The organism is uncultured Martelella sp. (assembly GCF_963677965.2).
Taxonomy (GTDB): domain Bacteria; phylum Pseudomonadota; class Alphaproteobacteria; order Rhizobiales; family Rhizobiaceae; genus Martelella; species Martelella mangrovi.
The window spans coordinates 309195-328692 of the sequence record NZ_CAXXFM010000001.1 but is presented as its reverse complement, the minus strand read 5'-3'; the positions used below and the strand labels follow the sequence as shown (position 1 = coordinate 328692).

Annotated in this window: 21 protein-coding genes; 11 read left to right on the top strand and 10 right to left on the bottom strand. The window is 61.3% G+C overall.

Going from position 1 to position 19498, the window contains the following annotated elements; translation table 11 throughout:
- Positions 1-31 precede the first annotated feature (31 nt).
- Entirely contained in the window at positions 32-403 is a 372-nt protein-coding gene (locus tag ACHZCU_RS01790; protein WP_319517402.1) for a DUF4186 domain-containing protein, read from the top strand.
- Positions 404-414: 11 nt separating this feature from the next.
- Here ACHZCU_RS01790 and glcF read toward each other — a convergent pair whose 3' ends face one another.
- The 4 genes from glcF to ACHZCU_RS01770 are packed head-to-tail and all read right to left on the bottom strand — an operon-like array spanning position 415 to position 4768.
- On the bottom strand, positions 415-1731 hold the full coding sequence (gene glcF, locus ACHZCU_RS01785; protein ID WP_319517401.1) for a glycolate oxidase subunit GlcF: 1317 nt from the start codon (positions 1729-1731) through the stop codon (positions 415-417).
- A gap of 9 nt (positions 1732-1740) precedes the next feature.
- Complete coding sequence (locus tag ACHZCU_RS01780) at positions 1741-2118, bottom strand: DUF4870 domain-containing protein (RefSeq protein ID WP_319517400.1); 378 nt, start codon at positions 2116-2118, stop codon at positions 1741-1743.
- Positions 2115-3338, bottom strand: coding sequence for a glycolate oxidase subunit GlcE (gene glcE / locus ACHZCU_RS01775; RefSeq protein WP_319517399.1), 1224 nt, complete (start codon positions 3336-3338; stop codon positions 2115-2117). Before glcE ends, ACHZCU_RS01780 begins: the two co-directional genes overlap by 4 nt.
- Entirely contained in the window at positions 3335-4768 is a 1434-nt protein-coding gene (locus ACHZCU_RS01770; protein ID WP_319517398.1) for an FAD-linked oxidase C-terminal domain-containing protein, read from the bottom strand. Before ACHZCU_RS01770 ends, glcE begins: the two co-directional genes overlap by 4 nt.
- A gap of 114 nt (positions 4769-4882) precedes the next feature.
- Here ACHZCU_RS01770 and ACHZCU_RS01765 point away from each other — a divergent pair, with 114 nt between their 5' ends.
- Positions 4883-5794: a LysR family transcriptional regulator gene (locus tag ACHZCU_RS01765; RefSeq protein ID WP_319517397.1), complete on the top strand. Its 912-nt coding sequence runs from the start codon at positions 4883-4885 to the stop codon at positions 5792-5794.
- 9 nt (positions 5795-5803) lie between these two features.
- Here the strand turns inward: ACHZCU_RS01765 and ACHZCU_RS01760 are convergent, their stop codons facing one another.
- Positions 5804-5968, bottom strand: coding sequence for a DUF1328 family protein (locus tag ACHZCU_RS01760; RefSeq protein ID WP_106310149.1), 165 nt, complete (start codon positions 5966-5968; stop codon positions 5804-5806).
- A gap of 249 nt (positions 5969-6217) precedes the next feature.
- Here ACHZCU_RS01760 and ACHZCU_RS01755 point away from each other — a divergent pair, with 249 nt between their 5' ends.
- The 4 genes from ACHZCU_RS01755 to ACHZCU_RS01740 all read left to right on the top strand — a co-directional run bounded on the left by ACHZCU_RS01755 (position 6218) and on the right by ACHZCU_RS01740 (position 9520).
- Complete coding sequence (locus tag ACHZCU_RS01755; protein WP_319517396.1) at positions 6218-6688, top strand: NUDIX hydrolase; 471 nt, start codon at positions 6218-6220, stop codon at positions 6686-6688.
- Between the two features lie 76 nt (positions 6689-6764).
- Positions 6765-7502 carry a 16S rRNA (uracil(1498)-N(3))-methyltransferase gene (locus tag ACHZCU_RS01750; protein WP_319517395.1) on the top strand — a complete coding sequence of 246 codons (738 nt, stop codon included), beginning with the start codon at positions 6765-6767 and terminating at the stop codon, positions 7500-7502.
- Between the two features lie 138 nt (positions 7503-7640).
- Positions 7641-9014: a glutamate--cysteine ligase gene (locus ACHZCU_RS01745; protein ID WP_319517394.1), complete on the top strand. Its 1374-nt coding sequence runs from the start codon at positions 7641-7643 to the stop codon at positions 9012-9014.
- Between the two features lie 128 nt (positions 9015-9142).
- Entirely contained in the window at positions 9143-9520 is a 378-nt protein-coding gene (locus tag ACHZCU_RS01740) for a VOC family protein (RefSeq protein WP_319517393.1), read from the top strand.
- 188 nt (positions 9521-9708) lie between these two features.
- Here ACHZCU_RS01740 and ACHZCU_RS01735 read toward each other — a convergent pair whose 3' ends face one another.
- Complete coding sequence (locus tag ACHZCU_RS01735) at positions 9709-9984, bottom strand: DUF1127 domain-containing protein (RefSeq protein ID WP_181190833.1); 276 nt, start codon at positions 9982-9984, stop codon at positions 9709-9711.
- Positions 9985-10255: 271 nt separating this feature from the next.
- Between ACHZCU_RS01735 and ACHZCU_RS01730 the strand changes: the two genes are divergently transcribed.
- Entirely contained in the window at positions 10256-11206 is a 951-nt protein-coding gene (locus ACHZCU_RS01730; protein WP_106310357.1) for a LysR substrate-binding domain-containing protein, read from the top strand.
- A gap of 74 nt (positions 11207-11280) precedes the next feature.
- On the opposite strand, the gene ACHZCU_RS01725 is transcribed toward ACHZCU_RS01730, so the two are convergent.
- Positions 11281-12780 carry a catalase gene (locus ACHZCU_RS01725; protein WP_319517392.1) on the bottom strand — a complete coding sequence of 500 codons (1500 nt, stop codon included), beginning with the start codon at positions 12778-12780 and terminating at the stop codon, positions 11281-11283.
- Between the two features lie 148 nt (positions 12781-12928).
- On the opposite strand from ACHZCU_RS01725, the gene ACHZCU_RS01720 reads away from it, so the two are divergent.
- Both ACHZCU_RS01720 and ACHZCU_RS01715 read left to right on the top strand, forming a co-directional pair.
- On the top strand, positions 12929-13840 hold the full coding sequence (locus ACHZCU_RS01720) for a hydrogen peroxide-inducible genes activator (RefSeq protein WP_319517391.1): 912 nt from the start codon (positions 12929-12931) through the stop codon (positions 13838-13840).
- A gap of 111 nt (positions 13841-13951) precedes the next feature.
- Positions 13952-15277 (top strand): hypothetical protein, encoded by a 1326-nt coding sequence (locus ACHZCU_RS01715; protein ID WP_319517390.1) that lies wholly within the window; start codon positions 13952-13954, stop codon positions 15275-15277.
- A gap of 2 nt (positions 15278-15279) precedes the next feature.
- Here the strand turns inward: ACHZCU_RS01715 and ACHZCU_RS01710 are convergent, their stop codons facing one another.
- Positions 15280-15951: an outer membrane beta-barrel protein gene (locus ACHZCU_RS01710; protein ID WP_319517389.1), complete on the bottom strand. Its 672-nt coding sequence runs from the start codon at positions 15949-15951 to the stop codon at positions 15280-15282.
- A gap of 187 nt (positions 15952-16138) precedes the next feature.
- Here ACHZCU_RS01710 and ACHZCU_RS01705 point away from each other — a divergent pair, with 187 nt between their 5' ends.
- Positions 16139-16786 carry a DNA-3-methyladenine glycosylase I gene (locus ACHZCU_RS01705; RefSeq protein ID WP_319517388.1) on the top strand — a complete coding sequence of 216 codons (648 nt, stop codon included), beginning with the start codon at positions 16139-16141 and terminating at the stop codon, positions 16784-16786.
- Here ACHZCU_RS01705 and ACHZCU_RS01700 read toward each other — a convergent pair.
- Positions 16783-17832, bottom strand: coding sequence for a putative sulfate exporter family transporter (locus tag ACHZCU_RS01700; RefSeq protein ID WP_319517387.1), 1050 nt, complete (start codon positions 17830-17832; stop codon positions 16783-16785). The two genes, ACHZCU_RS01705 and ACHZCU_RS01700, sit on opposite strands and share 4 nt — an antisense overlap.
- A gap of 97 nt (positions 17833-17929) precedes the next feature.
- On the opposite strand from ACHZCU_RS01700, the gene ACHZCU_RS01695 reads away from it, so the two are divergent.
- Positions 17930-18817, top strand: a complete 888-nt coding sequence (locus tag ACHZCU_RS01695; RefSeq protein WP_319517386.1) for a LysR substrate-binding domain-containing protein — start codon at positions 17930-17932, stop codon at positions 18815-18817.
- 4 nt (positions 18818-18821) lie between these two features.
- On the opposite strand, the gene ACHZCU_RS01690 is transcribed toward ACHZCU_RS01695, so the two are convergent.
- Complete coding sequence (locus tag ACHZCU_RS01690; RefSeq protein ID WP_319517385.1) at positions 18822-19490, bottom strand: DNA-3-methyladenine glycosylase I; 669 nt, start codon at positions 19488-19490, stop codon at positions 18822-18824.
- Positions 19491-19498: the final 8 nt, after the last annotated feature.

Sequence of the window (19498 nt, the reverse complement as noted above, 5' to 3'; positions counted from 1 at the left end):
GTCAATGTTTAGGACTCATATGGGGCGCAAGATGATCCGTCGTGACCTCGACCCGCTTTTCGATCGGCTGTCGCATTCGAGGTTCAGAAGCCGTTTTGCGCTTTCGGCGAAAGACAGGGCCTATGCCGCGGCAAAGGGCCGGGCGGAGGTGAATGCCCATGCGGAGGATTTTATCCGCAAGCGGCTGGCCCCCGCCGCACCGGCCAATGACGGAAAACAGACGCCGATGCGTGGCCATCCGGCCTTTGTCGCCCAGCATGCCACGGCCACCTGCTGCCGGGGCTGCCTGATGAAATGGCACGGCATCGCTGAGGGCCGGGCGCTCGAGGAAGACGAAATCGCCTATGTGGTTTCGGTGCTGGACCGCTGGATCGTCAGCCAGATGTCGCCTGGCAGCGACTGACGCGCGCCGCTTCAGGCGGAGCGTTTCAGCGCTTTCAGTTTTTCGGGCTTCTCGCCGCCATAAGCCCAGTCCAGCAGTTCCACCGTATGCAGGATCGGCACGGCGGTGCCCGAGGCAATCTGGGTGATGCAGCCGATATTGCCGGTGGCAATGATGTCCGGTTTCACAGCTTCGATATTCTTCACCTTGCGGGATTTGAGCTTGGCGGAAATTTCCGGCTGCATGATGTTGTAGGTGCCCGCCGAGCCGCAGCACAGATGGCCTTCCGCCGGTTCGCGCACGCTAAAGCCGGCCGCTTCCAGCAGCAGTTTCGGACCGGCCTTGATCTGCTGGCCATGCTGCATCGAACAGGCGGAGTGATAGGCGACGGTCATGTCCTTGCGCTGCTGTTCGGCAAGGTCGAGCGTGGTCAGATATTCAGTGATGTCCTTGGCCAGCGCGGAGACCCGTTCGGCTTTTTCGGCATAGGCGGGATCGCGCGCCAGCATGTGGCCGTAATCCTTGATCGTGGTGCCGCAGCCCGATGCGGTGATGATGATGGCATCGAGCCCGCCAGCATCGATTTCACGACACCAGACATCGACATTGCGCCGGGCCTCGAAAAGCGCCTGTTCCTCGCGGCCCATATGGTGGACCAGCGAACCGCAACAGCCTTCGCCCTCCGGCACCACCACTTCGATGCCGAGCCGGGTCAGAAGCCTGACGGTCGCCTCGTTGATCGCCGGGTCGAGAACCGACTGGGCACAGCCGGTCAGCAGCGCCACACGGCCGCGTTTTTCGGCGCTTGCCGCATGGGTGGCGGGCTTTGAAACGGAAGATGCGGGCGGCAGGCGCGCCGGCGCCAGTTTCAGCATTGCCTCAAACGGCTTCAGCGCGGAAACGCGGCCGAAAAGCCCCGCAAACGGCCGCCCGAGCCTTGCCAGCGAAAGTGCTGCGCGGAAACGGGCGGGATAGGGCAGGACCGCGGCCAGAACCGCGCGGGTGAAGCGGTTCATGAACGGCCGCTTGTATGTCTCTTCGATATGGGCGCGGGCATGGTCGACCAGATGCATGTAATCGACGCCCGAGGGACAGGTGGTCACGCAGGACAGGCAGGACAGACAGCGGTCGATATGGGTAACCACTTCCTCATCCGCCGGCCGGCCGTTTTCCAGCATATCCTTGATCAGGTAGATGCGCCCGCGCGGACTGTCCAGCTCGTTGCCGAGCGTCACATAGGTCGGGCAGGTCGCCGTGCAGAAGCCGCAATGCACGCATTTGCGCAGGATGGATTCGGCTTCGGCGACCTTCGGATCGGCGAGCTGCTCGTCTGAAAAACGGGTCTGCATGGCGGCTGCCTAGACCAGCCAGCTTTCCGGGCGCTCGATCGGCTCGGAACGGTTGACCTTCTGCAGGCCGACAATCACGCGGACGATGACCCAGACACCCGTTGCGACAAAACCGAGAATGCCGATGAGCACAAAGGTCAGCACGAAGGAAATCGCCGAGAACAGAAGCGCGATCCAGAAGGTGCGGATTGCCCAGGTATAGTGGGTCTTCAGCCAGTCCTCGGCCTTGTCCCGGTTCATGTAAGCCGAAATCAGGCCGATGATGCCGGCGATGAAGATCACGCAACTGACCAGATAGAGGATATAGATCAGGATGACGTTGTTCTTGGTCGGGTCCATCCATCCATCGCCAAAGCGTGGGGGCGGTGTCGTTTCGGGGTCGCTCATGCTGCCATCTCCTCGGTGTTGATCTTGCCGGGGCTGAATATCCCCTTGGGGTCGAGTTTCTGTTTTATCCGCGCTGAAAGTGCCGCGATTGCCGGTGCTTGCGGCTCGAAAGCGGGAATTGCGGCGCGCGCTTGCGGATCGGCCCGCACCAGCGTTGCGTGCCCGCCGCCATGCGCCTTGACGAGCGCGCGCACCCGCTCGGCTTCCGGTGCGCCATCCATGCGCATCCATATGAGACCGCCCTGCCAGTCGTAAAGCGCATCGACAGCCGCTTCGAGGCGGAGGGCGGCAACAAGTTTTGCGGCCTCGGACGGGGCGACGCTGACACGCCAGAGCGGCCGCAGCGATTTTTCGGCATAGGGCGCGACATCGCGGATCTCGCGCCACAATGTTTTCGTGTCGGAGCCGTCGCGTTCGAAGACCGGCCCGAGCGCGCTTGCATAATCTTTCAGCTTTTCAGCCCGCACGGCGACCGATTCCGGCAGGCCTTCCAGCCGCAGGCAGGTGGCGCTGTCGCCTGGAAGCGCGCCGGAGAGGAACGCGGAGCGGACACTGTAGGGCAGGTGGGCAGCACCCGAAACTTCCAGCGGCAGCGCCATGGCGGCCGCCATCAGGGCGATGGCGTCATCATCGGTGAGGTCGGAAACCACGATGGTCGCGGCGGCCTTCGGGGCGGGAAGCACCTTGAAGGTCACCTCGGTCAGGAACCCGAGCGTGCCGTGGGAACCGGCCATCAGCCGCGCCAGATCGAGGCCGGTGACATTCTTCATCACCCGGCCGCCGGCCTTGATGCATTCGCCCTTGCCATTCACGAACCGTGCGCCGAGCAGATGGTCGCGTGCCGCCCCCGCCAGCGCGAAACGGCGGGGCCCGGAAACATTGGCCGCAAATACCCCGCCGATCGTCGGCGTGCCTTCGGTATTCATGATGCCGCGATGGTCCATCGGCTCGAAGGCCAGGAACTGCCCGTTTTTGTGCAGCGCAGCCTCGATTTCCGCAAGCGGCGTTCCGGCCCGCGCCGTCATCACCATTTCGGATGGCTCGTAGGCGACAATGCCGGAAAGCGCTGAGGACGACAGGCTGATTGCAGCCTGTGGCGGATTGCCGAAGCCAGCCCGGGTATTGCCGCCGCAAAGGGCAAGCGGCACGCCGCTTTCGAAGTGACGGGCAATGATGCCGGCAGCCTCTGCCTCGCTTTCAGGTGTCAGTCTCTCAGTCATTCTCGTCCCTCGAGCGGGAAAACCTTGGACGGGTTCAGGTTCCAGTCCGGGTCGAAAGCCGCGCGCACCGCCATCTGCTGGCGCAGGTCGGTGTCGGAATATTGATGGCGCATCAGATCGCGTTTTTCGATGCCCACGCCATGTTCCCCGGTCAGGCAGCCGCCGGCATCGACGCAGAGTTTTAAAATTTCAGCGCCCGCCTCTTCCGCGCGCGCGGCATCTTCCGGGTCGTTGATGTTGTAGAGGATCAGCGGATGCATGTTGCCGTCGCCGGCGTGAAACACATTGGCGACGCGCAGGCCGTAGCGGTCGGTGATCTCGCTGGTCTTCTGCAACACATAGGACAACTGGCTGAGCGGCACGGTGCCGTCCATGCAGATATAGTCGGCGATGCGCCCGGTAGCGCCGAAAGCGGATTTGCGGCCCTTCCAGATCAGTGCGGCTTCCGTTGCCGACTGGCTGCGGCGGATCGCCATCACGGCATGGCGTTCGGCAATCGCGACGATTTCGGCCAGCATCGCCTCCATCTCGGCTTCCGACCCCTCGACCTCGATGATCAGCAGCGCGCCGGCATCCAGCGGATAACCGGCCTTGGCAAACGCCTCGCAGATCTCGATTGCCGGCTTGTCCATGAATTCGATGGCGACGGGAATGATGCCGGCGGCAATGATATCGGTGACGCAGGCGCCGGCCTGTTCCGAGGTCGGGAAACCGAACAGCACGGGCCGCGCTCCTTCCGGGCTTGCCAGCAGCCGGACGGTCGCCTCGGTGACAATGCCGAGCTGGCCTTCGGACCCGCAGACCAGCGCCATCAGGTCGTAGCCGCCGGAATCGAGCGCCTTGCCGCCGAGATCGACCACAGTGCCGTCGATCAGCACCAGTTTGACGCCGAGCAGGTTGTTCGTGGTCACGCCGTATTTCAGGCAATGGGCGCCGCCGGAATTCATGCCGATATTGCCGCCGATGGTGCAGGCAAGCTGGGAGCTTGGATCGGGCGCGTAGAAAAAGCCCTCGGGCCTTACCGCTTCGGAAATGGCGATATTGGTGACGCCGGCCTGGACCACGGCCGCGCGGTTCGGCAGGTCGATGTCGAGAATGCGGTTCATGCGCGAAAGCCCGAGGATGATCGCATCCTCCTGGCCGATGGCGCCGCCCGAAAGCGAGGTGCCCGCCCCGCGCGGGACCACGGGAATGCCGTTTTCATGGCAATAGGCGAGCACATTGGCCACCTGCTCGGTGGTTTCCGGCAGGCAGACAGCCAGCGGCACGCGGGTATAGGCAATGAAACCGTCGGTCTCGAACGGCACCAGTTCGCGCCCCTCGCTAACCAGCGCGTCCTTGGGCAGCAGGGCTTGCAGATCGGAAATAATCTCGTCCCGCCGCGCCAGAATTTCAGCCTTTGGCGTGCTGAACGCAATTGCGCCTGACAAGGGCTCACCTCCGCATAACAGGAAACGCCATTCCGGCCGTTTCGATCTCCTGTCGCGTTCTAACACTGGCTGTAGAGCAAGACAAATGCTAACACTTGTTCCAAAATGGAAATAATGGCGAAAACTATGAACCTCAGCGATATCGAGATATTTGCCCGTGTGGCGGCAACCGGCAGCATGACCGAAGCGGCGCAGGAATTGCGCCTGTCGCCCGCCGTCGTTTCCAAGAGCATCAAGCGGCTGGAGAGCGGCCTTGGCGCGCGGCTGTTGCAGCGGACCACCCGCCGGGTGATGCTGACGGAAACCGGCCGCGGCTATTATGAGCGTATCCTGCCGGTTCTGGCCGGCGCGGAGGAGGCGCAGGCATTTGTGGAGGGGCGCACGTCGGCTGTCCGTGGCCGGCTTCGCGTTTCCGCGCCGACATCTTTCGGGCGCATGCATATTGCGCCTCATCTGGCCACCTTCATGAATGCCCACGCGGCGCTGCAGATCGAGCTGCTTTTGAACGACTCGTTCGTCGATATCGTCGCGGAAGGCTTCGATGTCGCCATCCGCATCGGCGAGCTGAGCGACAGCACGCTGGTGGCGCGCAAGCTTGCGCCCGTCCGGCGTGTCCTTTGTGCCGCGCCCGCCTATGTCGCGCGCATGGGACAGCCGGAAACGCTGGCCGCACTTGACCACCATGTCTGCCTGCCGGCGCATAACGGCGAACACTGGAAGCTGGAAGGGCCCGAGGGGCCGGTCGCGCTGCGGCCGGAAGGCCGTCTCGTCACGAATTCGAGCGAGGTTATTCGCGAAGCGGTGCTGGCGGGCATGGGCATTGCACTGCGCTCCACCTGGGATATCGGGCCGGAGCTTGCCGAGGGACGGCTGGTTCAGATCCTTCCCGATTATGAAAGCCCGGACGATGTCGGGCTTTTCGCAGTCTATCCGAGTCGCAATTTCCTGCCCGAGAAAGTGCGGCTGTTCATCGATTTTCTGGCAAGGCTCTACGCCCCCGCATCCTATTGGGACAAGGGGGCGTGAGGTGTCGCGTCAGGCCACGATCAGTATGCCGGTGACAAGCGAGATCAGGATAACGACAAGGACGATAAAGATCAGGATACGCGCAATGCCGGCCGAAAGGCCTGCCACGCCGCGGAATCCCAGAAGGCTCGCAACTGCTGCGATAATCAGCAATATCAGTATCCACTCAAGCATCGTTTTTCCTTTCCTCAAGGTCACATGTTGAAATGAAAACGGCGTCGCTGGCGGAAAGTTCCGCGATGCCCTGTCCCGGCGGCGGCGCGGCGGGATGATTTTGCCGGGCGAAACCGAAATTTCACAAAAGCTTCACCTGCCGGTCGTTACGGCCTGTGCAAGCTGTGATAGAAACATCTTTTATCAAATTTGCAGGATATCCAGTCTGTGCTTCAGCAGGCATGATGTCCGGAAGGAAAACAGCGGGAAATGCCATCAGACAACAGGTTGGCTGCCAACAAGACCATGCGCGAAGCCCGCCAGCAATATGCCGCCCTCTGCTACAGGCTCACGAAAACCAAAAAGAAGACCGCGATCGAGGTTCTGCTGATCACCAGCCGCGATACCGGGCGCTGGGTGACGCCAAAAGGCTGGCCGATGGCCGACAAGGCCCCGCATGAAGTTGCCGCCCAGGAGGCATTCGAGGAGGCCGGCATCCGGGGCAAGGTCTCGGAAAAGCCGCTGGGAAATTTTTCCTACCTGAAACGGCTCGACAATGGCACGTCGGTTCCCTGTATCGTCGATCTGTTTCCGCTGCGGGTGCGCAAGGCCAAATCGAAATATCCCGAAGCCGATGAGCGCACGCGCAAATGGACCTCGCCGGAAAAAGCGGCCGAACTGGTGCAGGAAAGCGAACTGAAAACCCTGCTGATCGATTTCATCAACCGTCTCGACGGCTGAGGTTTCCTGCTGTCCGGGGATTCTGATCCGGTATAATTTGTACTAGGCTACCCGCATTCGAATCGCGGGAGCCTTTATGCGCGCCAATTACAAACTGCAGCGCCTTTTCGTGGATGCCGAACTTTCCGTCGGCGCACAATTTGAAGCCAACAAGGATCAGTTCCATTATCTCGCCCATGTCATCCGTGCCGACGAGGGAAGCGAGCTTCTGCTCTTCAACGGGCGTGACGGGGAGTGGTTATCGCGGCTTTCCTATCCGACCCGCAAGAAGATCGTGCTTGAGCCGATCGAGCAAACCCGCCCGCAGCCGCCTTTGCCCGACCTGACCTATCTGTTCGCCCCGCTGAAGGTCGGGCGGATGGACTATATGGTGCAAAAAGCCGTCGAGATGGGGGCAGGGCGCATTCAGCCCGTTCTGACACAGCATGTTCAGGGCAAGCCCGCAAAACCAGAGCGGCTACGGGCCAATATTGCCGAGGCTGCCGAGCAATGCGGCGTGCTCGCCGTTCCCGAACTGGAAGAACCGGTGAAGCTTTCAGACCTTTTGGAAAACTGGGACGACGGGCGGCGGCTGATCTTCTGCGACGAGGCTGACGCGCACCAGAACCCGGTAACCGCGCTTGCGGGCATTCAGGAGAAAAAACTGGCGCTGCTGATCGGCCCGGAAGGCGGTTTTTCCGATGATGAGCGTGCTCTGTTGCGGGCGCAGCCGTTTGTGACGCCGATACCGCTTGGTCCGCGCATTCTCAGGGCCGATACCGCTGCCGTTGCCGCCCTTGCCGTCATTCAGGCGACAATCGGCGACTGGATGTGAAATCGGCGCGCACACAAACGGGTCACGTCCACGTGCATTTACGCCCCAATCAAGGAAATTGACTTGATCGTCCGGAAAAACCGGGCCAATAGCGGGGACGACCGGCCCGAACCGGCATTTGATATCGAGGACGCTTCCATGGCCCGTGACACTTCCGACGACACGCCGATCACCGACACGGCAGAACTCGCTGCCTATCTGGAAACCGGCTGCAAGCCCGAAGCCGAATTCCGGATCGGCACCGAGCATGAGAAATTTCCTTTCTTCAAGGCCGATAATTCGCCGGTTCCCTATGCGGGCGAGCACTCGATTTCCGCCATTCTGGTGGGCATGAAGGAAAAACTCGGCTGGGATGCCATCAAGGATGGCGACAATATCATCGGTCTTGCCGAACCCGCCGGCATGGGCGCGATCTCGCTGGAACCGGGCGGCCAGTTCGAGCTTTCGGGCGCCGCCGTGAAGACCCTGCACGAGACCTGTCGCGAATCGAACCGGCATCTGGCGGTGCTGCGCGCCGTTGCCGAACCTATGGGGATCGGTTTCCTCGGTGTCGGCGGCAGCCCGAAATGGCGTCTTGAAGAAACCCCGCGCATGCCGAAATCGCGCTACGAAATCATGACCCGCTATATGCCGAAAGTCGGCAGCCAGGGCCTCGACATGATGTATCGGACCTGCACGATCCAGGTGAATGTCGATTTCTCCTCGGAAGCCGACATGCGCCGCAAAATGGCGCTGTCGCAAAAGCTGCAGCCGCTGGCAACCGCGCTGTTTGCGTCCTCGCCTTTCACTGAGGGAAAGCCGAACGGGCTGCTGTCGTGGCGCGGCGATATCTGGCGCGATACCGACAATAACCGTTCCGGCCTGCTCGACTGCGCCTTTGAACCCGGCTTCGGGTTCGAGCGCTATGTCGAATGGGCACTGGACGTGCCGATGTATTTCATCATTCGCGACGGGCGCTATCGCGACTGCACCGACATCACCTTCCGCCAGTTCATGGCCGGTGCATTGAAGGGCGAGATCGAGGCATGGCAGCCGACCATGGGCGACTGGACCAATCACCTCTCGACGCTGTTTCCCGATGTGCGGCTGAAGCGTTTTCTGGAAATGCGCGGCGCTGACGGCGGCACCTGGCGGCGCATCTGTGCGCTGCCGTCCTTCTGGGTCGGCCTGCTTTATGATGCGGGCGCCATGGATCAGGCTGAACAACTGACGGCGGACTGGTCGATTGCCGATATCCACCGCCTGCGTGACGAGGTTCCCCGTCTTGCGCTGAAGGCCGAAATCGGCGGACGTTCGCTGCTTGATGTCGGTCGCGATGTGATCGAGATCGCGCGGGCGGGGCTGAAAGCCCGCAACAATCTCAATGCCAGCGGCCAGAGCGAGGCGGTGTTCCTGATGACGCTTGACGAGATCATCGCCAAGAAGGCGACCTTTGCAGAGGATCTTCTCGCGCTCTATAACGGCCGCTGGAACGGCTCGGTCGATCCGCTGTTTGCTGAATTTCAATACTAGAAGTCGGGGCAAAGAGCCGGAAGCTGGCCTTCCCGAAAACCGTTGCTGAACAACCGTTAATTTCCAAAGGACAGGCACCTGTTGCCGGTCTATAGTCACCGCGTATGGCTTTGAGCGGAGGCTTTGCGATGGGTGTTACAGGGATTGGCGGTTTCTTTTTCCGGGCGCGCGATCCGGAGGCGTTGCGCGCTTGGTATGCCGAACATCTCGGTGTTGGCTCGGTGCCCTACGGAAGCTGGGAGACGGCATCCGGCCCTTCGGTGTTTGCGCCGTTTCCGGCCGATTCCGATTATTTTCCGGAAGATCGCGGCTTCATGCTCAACCTGCGTACCGACGACCTCGACGGGCTCTGCGACAGTCTGCGGGCGGCGGGTATTGCGGTGATCACCAATCCGGATTGGGATATGCCCGGTGTCGGTCGCTTCGCGCGCATTCACGATCCCGAGGGCAATCCCCTCGAACTCTGGCAGCCGGACACGCGCGAACAAAAAAGCCCGGAAACATGAGTTTCCGGGCAAAATGCAGAGTGAAGGCTGAACCACTCTGCGGGGAAAATGACGCTTATCTCCGGCCGTGGTTGGGAATACGACCTTCAAACCGACGTCAAATCTTCAAAAGCAATGCGCAATACCGGCGATGTCGGATGCGCAGAACCGGACGGGCATAAAGCCCGCCTGCCGTCAACGGCCGGCTTTCAGAGCACCATGCGCTGGGCGCGGTTGCTGGCTGCCTGCTGCAGTTCCACCATCGGGTCTTCCTTGACGGTGCTCATGTAGGCGCGCTCGACTTCGGCGCGGTCAAGGCCGATATCCTTCAAAAGAGCATCGTCCATCTCGTTCATGTAGCGGATGGCCGAACGGTTTCTCAAAAAGCGTGCGACAGCGGCGCGAAACGCGCGCAGTCCTTCTATCCAGAAGTGGGACCGGTGCGCCAGGGACCGGCTTTCAGACGCTCTTTCAATCAACGACATCGTCGCCTCCTTCGGTCGGCCGCTCCCATTGTGGTTGCGGCCTGGTAAACAGTTCCGGCTGCATTCCCTCCACGCACGTTTCGGTGCGCCTGCGTCCGGCCAAATGTGAGCAAACCGAAAAAAACGTGCTGCTGCCACCCGATTCATGCCAGGGTGCGTTGCGCTGCCAATGGAATGCTCATTTCGTTGTTTGACAAAATGGTGATTCCTTATTGATCAGTCCAACGAATGTTTCTAATATCAAACATCAATAGTGTTGATGGGTGGTTTTATGGTTGCGCCTTTGGATATCGATCAGCTTCAGACCTTCGTTTCCATCGTGGACAACGGGTCGTTCACACGTGCTGCAGAACAGGTGTTCAAGACCCAGTCGGCCGTGTCGATGCAGATGCGCCGGCTTGAGGAGCGGATCGGCAAACAGCTGTTTACCAAGGATGGTCGCGGGGTGCGGCTGACGGACGAGGGCGACAAGCTTCTGAATTACGCGCGCCGTATCATCCGGCTCAACAACGAAGCGATTTCGGCTTTCGACGACAACCGCCTCGAAGGCCTGATCCGCATCGGCACGCCGGATGATTATGCCGACCGCTACATGCCCGATATCATCAACCGGTTTGCGAAATCGCATCCCAATGTCGAGCTTTACATCGTTTGCGAGGATTCCAACGATCTGGTTGAACGGCTGAAGCGGGGCGAGCTGGATATGGCGTTGGTCACCCACAATCCGCGCACGCGCAATTCCGAAGTTGTCCGCACCGAGCCTTTGTGCTGGGTTGCCTCTGCCAACCACGCACTGCCGATCGACCGCCCTGTGCCGCTTGCCGTCGGGCGCCGCGACTGCCGCTGGCGTCAGCTGGCGATCTCTGCCCTTGAAGGCGTGGATCGCGAATATCGCGTTCTGTTTACCAGCTGGTCGGCAACGGTGGTGGCATCAGCCGTGCTTGCCGGCATGGCGATCTCGATCCTGCCGGAATCGGCGCTGCGCAACGGCATGCGTGTACTTTCCCAGGCCGATGGCTTTCCGCCGCTGCCGCCGGTGCAGATCGGCCTGATGAAGCGTCCCGGCGCTTCTGTCTCGCTGACAAATGCGCTCTCCAATCACATCATCGCCTCGCTCGACAATATCAGCGCGGTGGACGTGTCTTCGGATATCGATCTGGGCGTAAAGGCGCTGTCGCGTCCGCAGCGGATGAAACAGGGACATGTTTCTGCCAGCTGGTAGGCGCTGATCAATCGCTGTACAAAAAAGGCCGGCGCAGATGACGCCGGCCTCCGGACCGTTTTCAACGGCTGAGCCTATTCAGCCGCGTTTGGCGTTCCCGGGGTCGAGATCGCATTGGCCTCGTAGCCGTGGGCTTCCTTCAGCGCGGCGCGCACGCCGGCCTCATAGTCGGGGTGGACCTGTTTGAACAGGGCGAGCTGGCGCTCGATGATCTCGCCCGGCACGCCGCCCATGGCCGCGGCAACATTGGCGAACAGACGCGCCTTCTGACCGTCATCGAACAGCTCGAACAGCGCGCGGGGCTGCGAGAAGTCATCATTGCCCTCACGATGATTGAACCGGCCCATATCGCCTTCGATTGCGAGCGGCGGCTCCATGGCCGACTTGTCCTCGACGGCGCCACCCATGCTGTTGGGTTCGTAATAGGCATCCGTTGCCCCGGTCTTCTGGCCGAAGAAGTTCATCTGGCCATCCTTGTGGTAGTGATGGACCGGACATTTCGGCGCGTTGACCGGCAGCGCCTCATAATGGGTGCCGAGACGGTAGCGGTGTGCATCGGCGTAGGAGAAGATGCGCGCCTGCAGCATCTTGTCCGGCGAATGCGAGATGCCGGGGACGATGTTGGACGGCGAGAACGCCGCCTGTTCGATTTCGGCGAAGTAATTGTCGGCGTTGCGGTTCAATTCCATATAACCGACATCGATCGGCGGATAGTCGCTGTGCGGCCAGACCTTGGTGAGATCGAACGGGTTATAGGATGTCTTGTCGGCATCCGCTTCCGGCATGATCTGCACCTGCAGCTTCCAGCGCGGATATTGGCCGGTCTCGACCTTTTCGAACAGCGCTTCCTGATAGGTTTCGCGGCTCTTGCCGACCAGCTTTTCGGCCTCATCATTGGTGTAGTGCTGATGGCCCTGTTCGGTCTTGAAATGGAACTTGACCCAGAAGCGTTCGCCGGCCTCGTTCCACAGCGAATAGGTATGCGAACCGTAGCCGTTCATGAAGGTCGGGTCGACCGGGATGCCGCGGTCGGACATCAGGATAGTGACCTGATGCAGGCTTTCCGGCGACAGCGACCAGAAATCCCACATCGCCGTCGGGGAGCGCAGATTGGTGCGTGGGTGGCGCTTCTGCGTATGGATGAAATCCGGGAACTTGTAGGGATCGCGGACGAAGAACACCGGCGTGTTGTTGCCGACCAGATCCCAGTTTCCGTCTTCGGTGTAGAATTTCAGGGCAAAGCCGCGCACATCGCGCTCGGCGTCTGCAGCACCCAGTTCGCCGGCGACGGTGGAAAAACGCGCGAGCATCGGCGTTTCCGCCCCCGGCTGGAGACACTTGGCCTTGGTGTATTGCGAAATGTCGCCGGTGATTTTCAGCGTGCCGAACGCGCCCCAGCCCTTGGCATGCACCACGCGCTCGGGGATGCGCTCACGGTTCTGGTGGGCGAGCTTTTCGATCAGCTGATAATCCTGGATCATTACCCCGCCGCGCGGGCCGGCGGTGATCGAGTTCTGGTTGTCCGGCAGCGCAGCGCCGGCCGTGGTCGTCAATGTCGGTTTCTTGTCGGTCATGGTTTCCTCCTTCTCTGGACATATTGTCATGCCGAAAACACGGCATTTTCACGGCGTGTGCCGCAAACTTGGGGACGCAGTAAAATCATCGCATTGGTTTTGAATAATTTCCAATTGTGATTTCTGTATTTTTAGATAAGAAAAACCTATGGTAACGCTCAAACAACTCCGCTATTTCGAAGCGCTGGCGCGCGAACGTCATTTTGGCCATGCCGCCGAAACGGTGAATGTCAGCCAGCCGGCGCTTTCCGCACAGATCATGGAGATGGAGGCCGACCTGGGGGTGCGGCTTGTCGAGCGCGGCCGCCGGCAGGTCCTGCTGACGCCCGAGGGCAAGCGCGTGCTTGGCCATGCGGGCACGGTGCTTGCGGCAATGGCTGCGCTGGAGCGGGCGGCAAAGCCGTCCGTCACGCCGCTTTCAGGCCCTCTCGCCATTGGCCTCATTCCCACCGTTGCACCCTATCTGATCCCCGGGCTCGTACCCTATCTGAACACGCATTTTCCCGATGCCGAGGTCTCCCTGAGGGAGGCGGTCACCGACCGGCTGCTTGATGATCTTGAGGCGGGAACGCTCGATGTGGTGATTGCCGCGCTGCCGCTGGAGCGCGACGGACTTTCCACCGTAAAGCTGTTCGAGGATCGGTTTTTCATGGCCGTCGCGCGCAATGACACGACGGTGCTGGCCTCTCCGCTGACACAGGCGAGCATTGCGCCCGAACGGCTGCTGCTGCTGGAGGAGGGGCACTGCCTGCGCGATCAGGCGCTGGCGCTGTGCACCCGCACGCCGCGGCGGGCCATTGTCAATGTCGGCGCCACCTCGATGACCACGCTGCTGCAGATGGTTGCAAACGACATGGGCATGACGCTGATACCGGAGATGGCCATTGCGGCGGAAACCGCGCGCACGGCGCTTTCGATACTGCCCTTTGCGGACCCGATGCCGGCGCGCTCCATCGGTCTTGCCTGGCGCCGTTCGGATGCGCGCAAAGCCGACATGACCGCGCTTGCAGAGGCCATTATGGCCTGCCGGCAGCCGTCAGCGCCGCATAAAACGCGTTGATCGTGTCACCGGGCTGTCAACAGAGATAGCTATTTCTCTGCGGACACGGCATGATTGCGGTGACGGGCGCCGGGGACGTGGCGTCGCCCCCGCATTCAGGAGAGGGACATCATGATTGATACTGCAAAACGGCTGCTCACTGTAGCATTGTTGGCAGTGATACCATCGGTGGGGTTTGCCGATGATGATGTCATGGTCTTCGGCGGCGATACCTATGCCAGCGGGAAAATGTCCAATCTCGATACGGACAGCCCGCGCAGCGCTTTCGTCTCGGGCTTTTCAGCCTCCCTTGACGGCCCGGTGGCCAAGGACGCCCATATCGCCGGCGGTCATGTCAGCGTCGATGCGCCCGTTTCCGGCGATCTCTATGCGGCCGGTGTCTGGGTTGCGGTCGATGGTCCGGTCGGCGGCGATCTGTCGGTCTCGGCCTATTCGGTCGCGGTCGAAACGAAAGCCACGGTCGGCGGCAACAGCCGGATTGCCGCCCGCTCGGTCGAGATCGACTCCGATCTTGCCGGCAGCCTGCTGGCGGTGGCGCAGGATGTCACCATCAACGGCACGATCACCGGCGATGTGATGCTGGCGGTCGACAATCTGACCTTCGGACCCGATGCGAAGATTGCAGGACTACTGTCCTATGTCGGGCCGCAGAATATCGAAATCCCCGAAAGCGTGATCGCGGCCGATCGCGTCATCCACCGGCGGGTTGCCGGTGCGGCGCTTTCCTCGCTGGCCCAGATGACCGCGGCGGGCGAAGCGCTGCATGATCTGCGCGAAAACGGCACCGTGCGCACGGCAGCCGAAATTGCCGCAGGCAAGGAAGCGGTGAAGATCGCCGATGAAAAGACCTTTGGCCACGACGACGGTTTCTGGGCTCTGCTGGCCGGTTTTCTGGTGACGTTGATCGCCTACGTCATTGTCGCAGCCATCTTCTTCAACTTTGTGCCCATACGCACCGAGGCAACCCGCGCACGGCTGATGGCTAAGCCGCTTGCGTCGCTCTGCTACGGCTTTCTGGCGCTTTCCATGCTGGTGGGCGCGGTGCCGGTTGCGGCGATCACGATTGTCGGCATCGTCTTCATTCCCTTTGTGGTGCTGGCGATCTTCGTTGCCAGCGTGCTGGCCTATCTGGTGGCCGCCTATGCCTTTGCCTGGGCGATCCTGTCGCGGATCAAGCCGATCGCACCCTCGTTGACCAACAAGCTGCTGGCGACGGCTGCGGGCATCGTTCTGCTGTCGATGACACACTACCTCTGGTTCTTCGGCTGGATCATCAATCTCGCCGTGGTTCTGATGGGGCTTGGCGCGCTGGCTGCCGTCTGCGGCCGGCGCATGCTCTCGCGAAAGGATGGTCCGGCCGCGACCGGGCCGGAGAACATCGAGCGGCAAGGTGCCCCGGCGCGCGAGAACGGCGAGGGGCCGGCTGGACAGCCGTAACGTCAGAAGCTGAAACTGACGCCGAGATTGACGGCGTTGGTCCAGATATTGCTCTTCATGCTGTCGCCGCTGTCGATGTCGACATCGACCCAGGAATAGTTGGCCTTGTACTCAATGAAGGCGTCCCAGTTCCGGGCGAAGCTGTAGGCGAGGCCGGCCTGGGCCTGAAGGGTTGGCCCGCCGAACTGATAGCCGTAGGTCCTGCCCGAAGGCCGGGTGACCTCGACATGCGGCACGTTGATGCCGGCGCCAAGGCCGACATAGGGCGTCCATTTGCTGTCATTCAGCGGAAAGCGGTAGAGCGCGTTCAGCGTCAACAGGTTGAGGCCGTCGGAGTATTCGAAATGGCTCCAGCCTGCTTTCGCCAGCGTTTCATCATCGGCATAGACCTTGGTATGACTGAAATCGAGCGCGATGCCGAGATTGGGCATCTGATAGTCATCCAGCCACAGCGTCCCGCGCGCGCCCCAGTAGACGGGCCACGTAAAGGAACGTCCTTCCCAGCCGGCGGTAAATGCGCGCACGCCATCGATATCGATTTCCGAATGCGGGGCGGACTGATAGCCGCCGTAAAGCGAAAGCGCCATCTCCGCCGCAGCGGAACCCGCCGATCCCGCCATCGCGGCAAAAGCGAGGGGGATAACGGAAGCTCTTTGCAAAAATGGAGAAAGCATTGGCAACGGTACTCTTGGGAGAGGATTTTATACTGCATGCAACCTGAATATAGTATGTTTAAAATTACCTTAAAATGCAATTCAGAATTGTGATATCCGCACTTCTCTAGCGTGCTCCCAAACGCGGCCTTGCGAATGATCCGAAAACATGTTTCTGTTTTGTTCTTGGTGGAATCAGGAGAGATACGTGGCGGATAAACCGGGTCTGATCGCGAGCGAAGATGGCAAGCTTCGCTGTTTCTGGCATGGCAATCTGCCGGATTATCTGCGTTATCACGATGAGGAATGGGGCCGTCCCGTCACCGATGATTTCCGGCTGTTCGAGAAGATCTGCCTTGAAGGGTTTCAGTCGGGGCTTTCCTGGCTGACCATTCTGCGCAAGCGCGAAAACTTCCGTGACGCCTTTGACGGTTTCGATTTTCACAAGGTCGCTCGCTATTCCGAAGCCGATGTCGAACGGCTTCTGGGCAATGCCGGGATCATCCGCCATCGCGGCAAGATCGAAGCGACAATCAACAATGCCGGCCGCGCCATCGAGATGGAGCGCGAATTCGGCTCGCTTGCCGCCTGGTTCTGGGCGCGGGAACCGGGGCCGGACGAACGGCCCGAAACCGTCGACCGCCAGACGCTTGCAGCCAATCCGACGACGCCGGTTTCCGTGAAGATTTCGAAGGAACTGAAAAAGCGTGGCTGGAAATTCGTCGGCCCCACCACCGTCTATGCCTTCATGCAGGCCATGGGGCTGGTCAACGACCACCTCGAAGGCTGCTGCTGCCGGGGCGAAGTGGAAAGGCTGAGGGCGGAACTGGTCCGCCCCGTGATCAGATCGGCTTAGCCGATCTGCAATACGAAGATCAGGCCAAGCGCGATTGCCGTCAGCACGAGGATGGAGAGGATCGCGGTGGCGATCACCCGGCCGCCGGCGCGGCCGAGCGAGCGGACGTCGACCGCAAGCCCGAGGGCGGCCATGGCCAGCACGGTGAGCGCATTCGACGTATGGGCCAGCGACGGCACAACAGCCTCGGGAATGGCGCCGGCCGAACGCAGCGCCATCATCAGCGCAAAGCCGATGATGAACCACGGGGCGATATGCCTGAGCCTCACCTTTGCTCCCGCACCATTGGAAGCGGCGCGTGCGCTCATGCCGAGCGCGAACAGCACGGGGCCGAGCATCATCACCCGGATGAGCTTGACCAGCGTGCCGGTCTGCACGGCAATCACGCCGCCCGGCTGGGCGGCGGCCAGCACCTGCGGCACGGCATAGACGGTGAGCCCCGACAGCACGCCATATTGCGGCCCGGTCAGCCCGAACCCGACAAGCGCCAGCGGCAGCGCCAGCACCATGACGACGCCGAGCACGGCGGTAAACGCGATGGCCGAAGCGATATCCTCCGGTTCCGCATCAATGACCGGGGCGGCAGCGGCAATTGCCGAATTGCCGCAGATGGAATTGCCGCAGGCCACCAGCGTTGCCAGCTTGTGTTTCAGCCCGAGGCCCCGGCCGATACCGTAGGAAATCGCGATGGCCGCAACCACGGTAAACACGATGCCGAGCACCAGCGCCGGGCCTGCCGCTTTCAGCGCCTGCATGCTGATCGACGCGCCAAGCAGCACGATGGCGACCTCGAGCACGAATTTCTCGCAGAAACGAATCCCGGGCGTGAATGCCGCCGGCAGGTTGACGAGCGAGCGGATCGCCGTGCCGATCAGGATGGCGAGCACCAGGTTTTCAACGAAGCGATGTTCGGTCAGATGCACCTCGACCGCCTCCAGCCCGAAGGCTGCCAGCGCAACGAAGCATGACAGCACGATGCCGGGCGCCAGCGACAGAAAGGGGGCGGCCCATGGATGGGTGTTTTCGTTTTGAAGTGCAATGCGCATCGGAAAATCCTGTGTTGCGCAAAGCATGTCATGCTCAAATATAACCTTCCATCGAATAATAATTGACGTTTCGTTCGATTAAGGCGAATGTTTTGCCATGATGACGCTTGAGCAAATCGTGGTGTTCGTGGCTGTCGCCGAGCGTGAGCATCTGACGCGGGCGGCCGAAAGCCTGCATCTGACGCCGTCGGCGGTCTCCAGCGCCATCCGCAAGCTGGAGGATTTTTATTCCGTCACCCTGTTCGATCGCGTCGGGCGCGGCATCGTGCTGACGGCGGAGGGCAGGGCCTTTCTGGACGAGGCGCGGGCGACGCTGGCGCGGGTTCGCGCCGCCGAACGCGTGCTGGGCGAGCTTGGCGGGCTGGAGCGCGGCGCGCTTTCGGTGTTCGCCAGCCAGACCATTGCCAGCTACTGGCTGCCGCAGGTGCTGATGCGCTTTCACGCGCGTTATCCCGGCATCGAGCTGAAACTGTCGATCGGCAACACCATGCGGGTGGCCGATGCGGTGGCCCATGGCGAGGCGGAGCTTGGCTATATCGAGGGCACGCTCGACAATCCGCTTCTGGCCAAACGGCACCTTACCGACGACGCGCTAATGGTGGTGGTCGCGCCCACCCATCCGCTGGCTGATGGCCGGCCGGTCACCCCCGGCGAACTGGCCCGGAATGTCGCCTTCGTGCTGCGCGAGGAAGGCTCCGGCACGCGCTTTGAGTTCGAGCATGCCATGGCCGATTTCGGCATTTCCACGGCCGATCTCAATGTGGTCATGGTGCTGCCGTCAAACGAGGCGGTGTTGTCGGCTGTGCGGTCCGGCCATGCGGCAACGGCGATTTCGGGCGCCGTCGCCGCCCCCTGGCTGGCCTCGGGCGAGCTGAAACGGGTCAATTTCGACCTGCCGTCGCGCGCTTTCCAGCTTCTGAGCCACAAGGAACGGCACCTGAGCAAGGCGGCGAACGAACTGGTGGCTTTCTCGCTCGATGCCTGAGCGTTCAGTCGATGCTGACCGCCAGAACGCGGGAGATTTCGGTGAGCGAGCGGCCGGATTGCGCCCGCCATGTATTGAACGCGGCCTGCACCGCCGCCATGGCGGATTTTGAAGACGGCGCCTTGTCGACCACGCCTTCGGCAATCAGCCGGTTGATCACGCTGGCCGACAGCACGAAGCTGTCGACACCGGAAAACCGCAGAAAATACTGCCCGGTATTGCCGCCAAGCCGGGTGCCGCGCTTTTTCAAAACGTCCAGAAGGCCGACATAATCCTCCGCCGGCCAATCGGCGAAGAATGCGCCCGCAGACCCGTGTTCTTCCGCAAGGGCTGCAATGAACCGGGCATTTTCCTGCACTGCGCGGATTTTTTGGCCGTGGCGGACGATGCGGGTGTCTGAGACCAGCAGCTCGAAATCCTCGTCATGCAGCATCAGGCAATGGCCGATATCGAAACCGGAAAACGCCGACTCGAAACCCGGCCACATGGCATCGACGACCTTCCAGTTGAAACCGGCATTGAAGATGCAGCGCGTCATCAGCGACAGATAGCGGTCATCCGGCCGCGCGCGGATTTCCTCTGCGGGGGAGGGGCGTTGCAGCACTGCCTCCACCGCTTCCGCGCCGCCCTTGCGGGTCTCTGCGATGGCATGGATTTCGTCGAATGAGCGCATATCTTTCC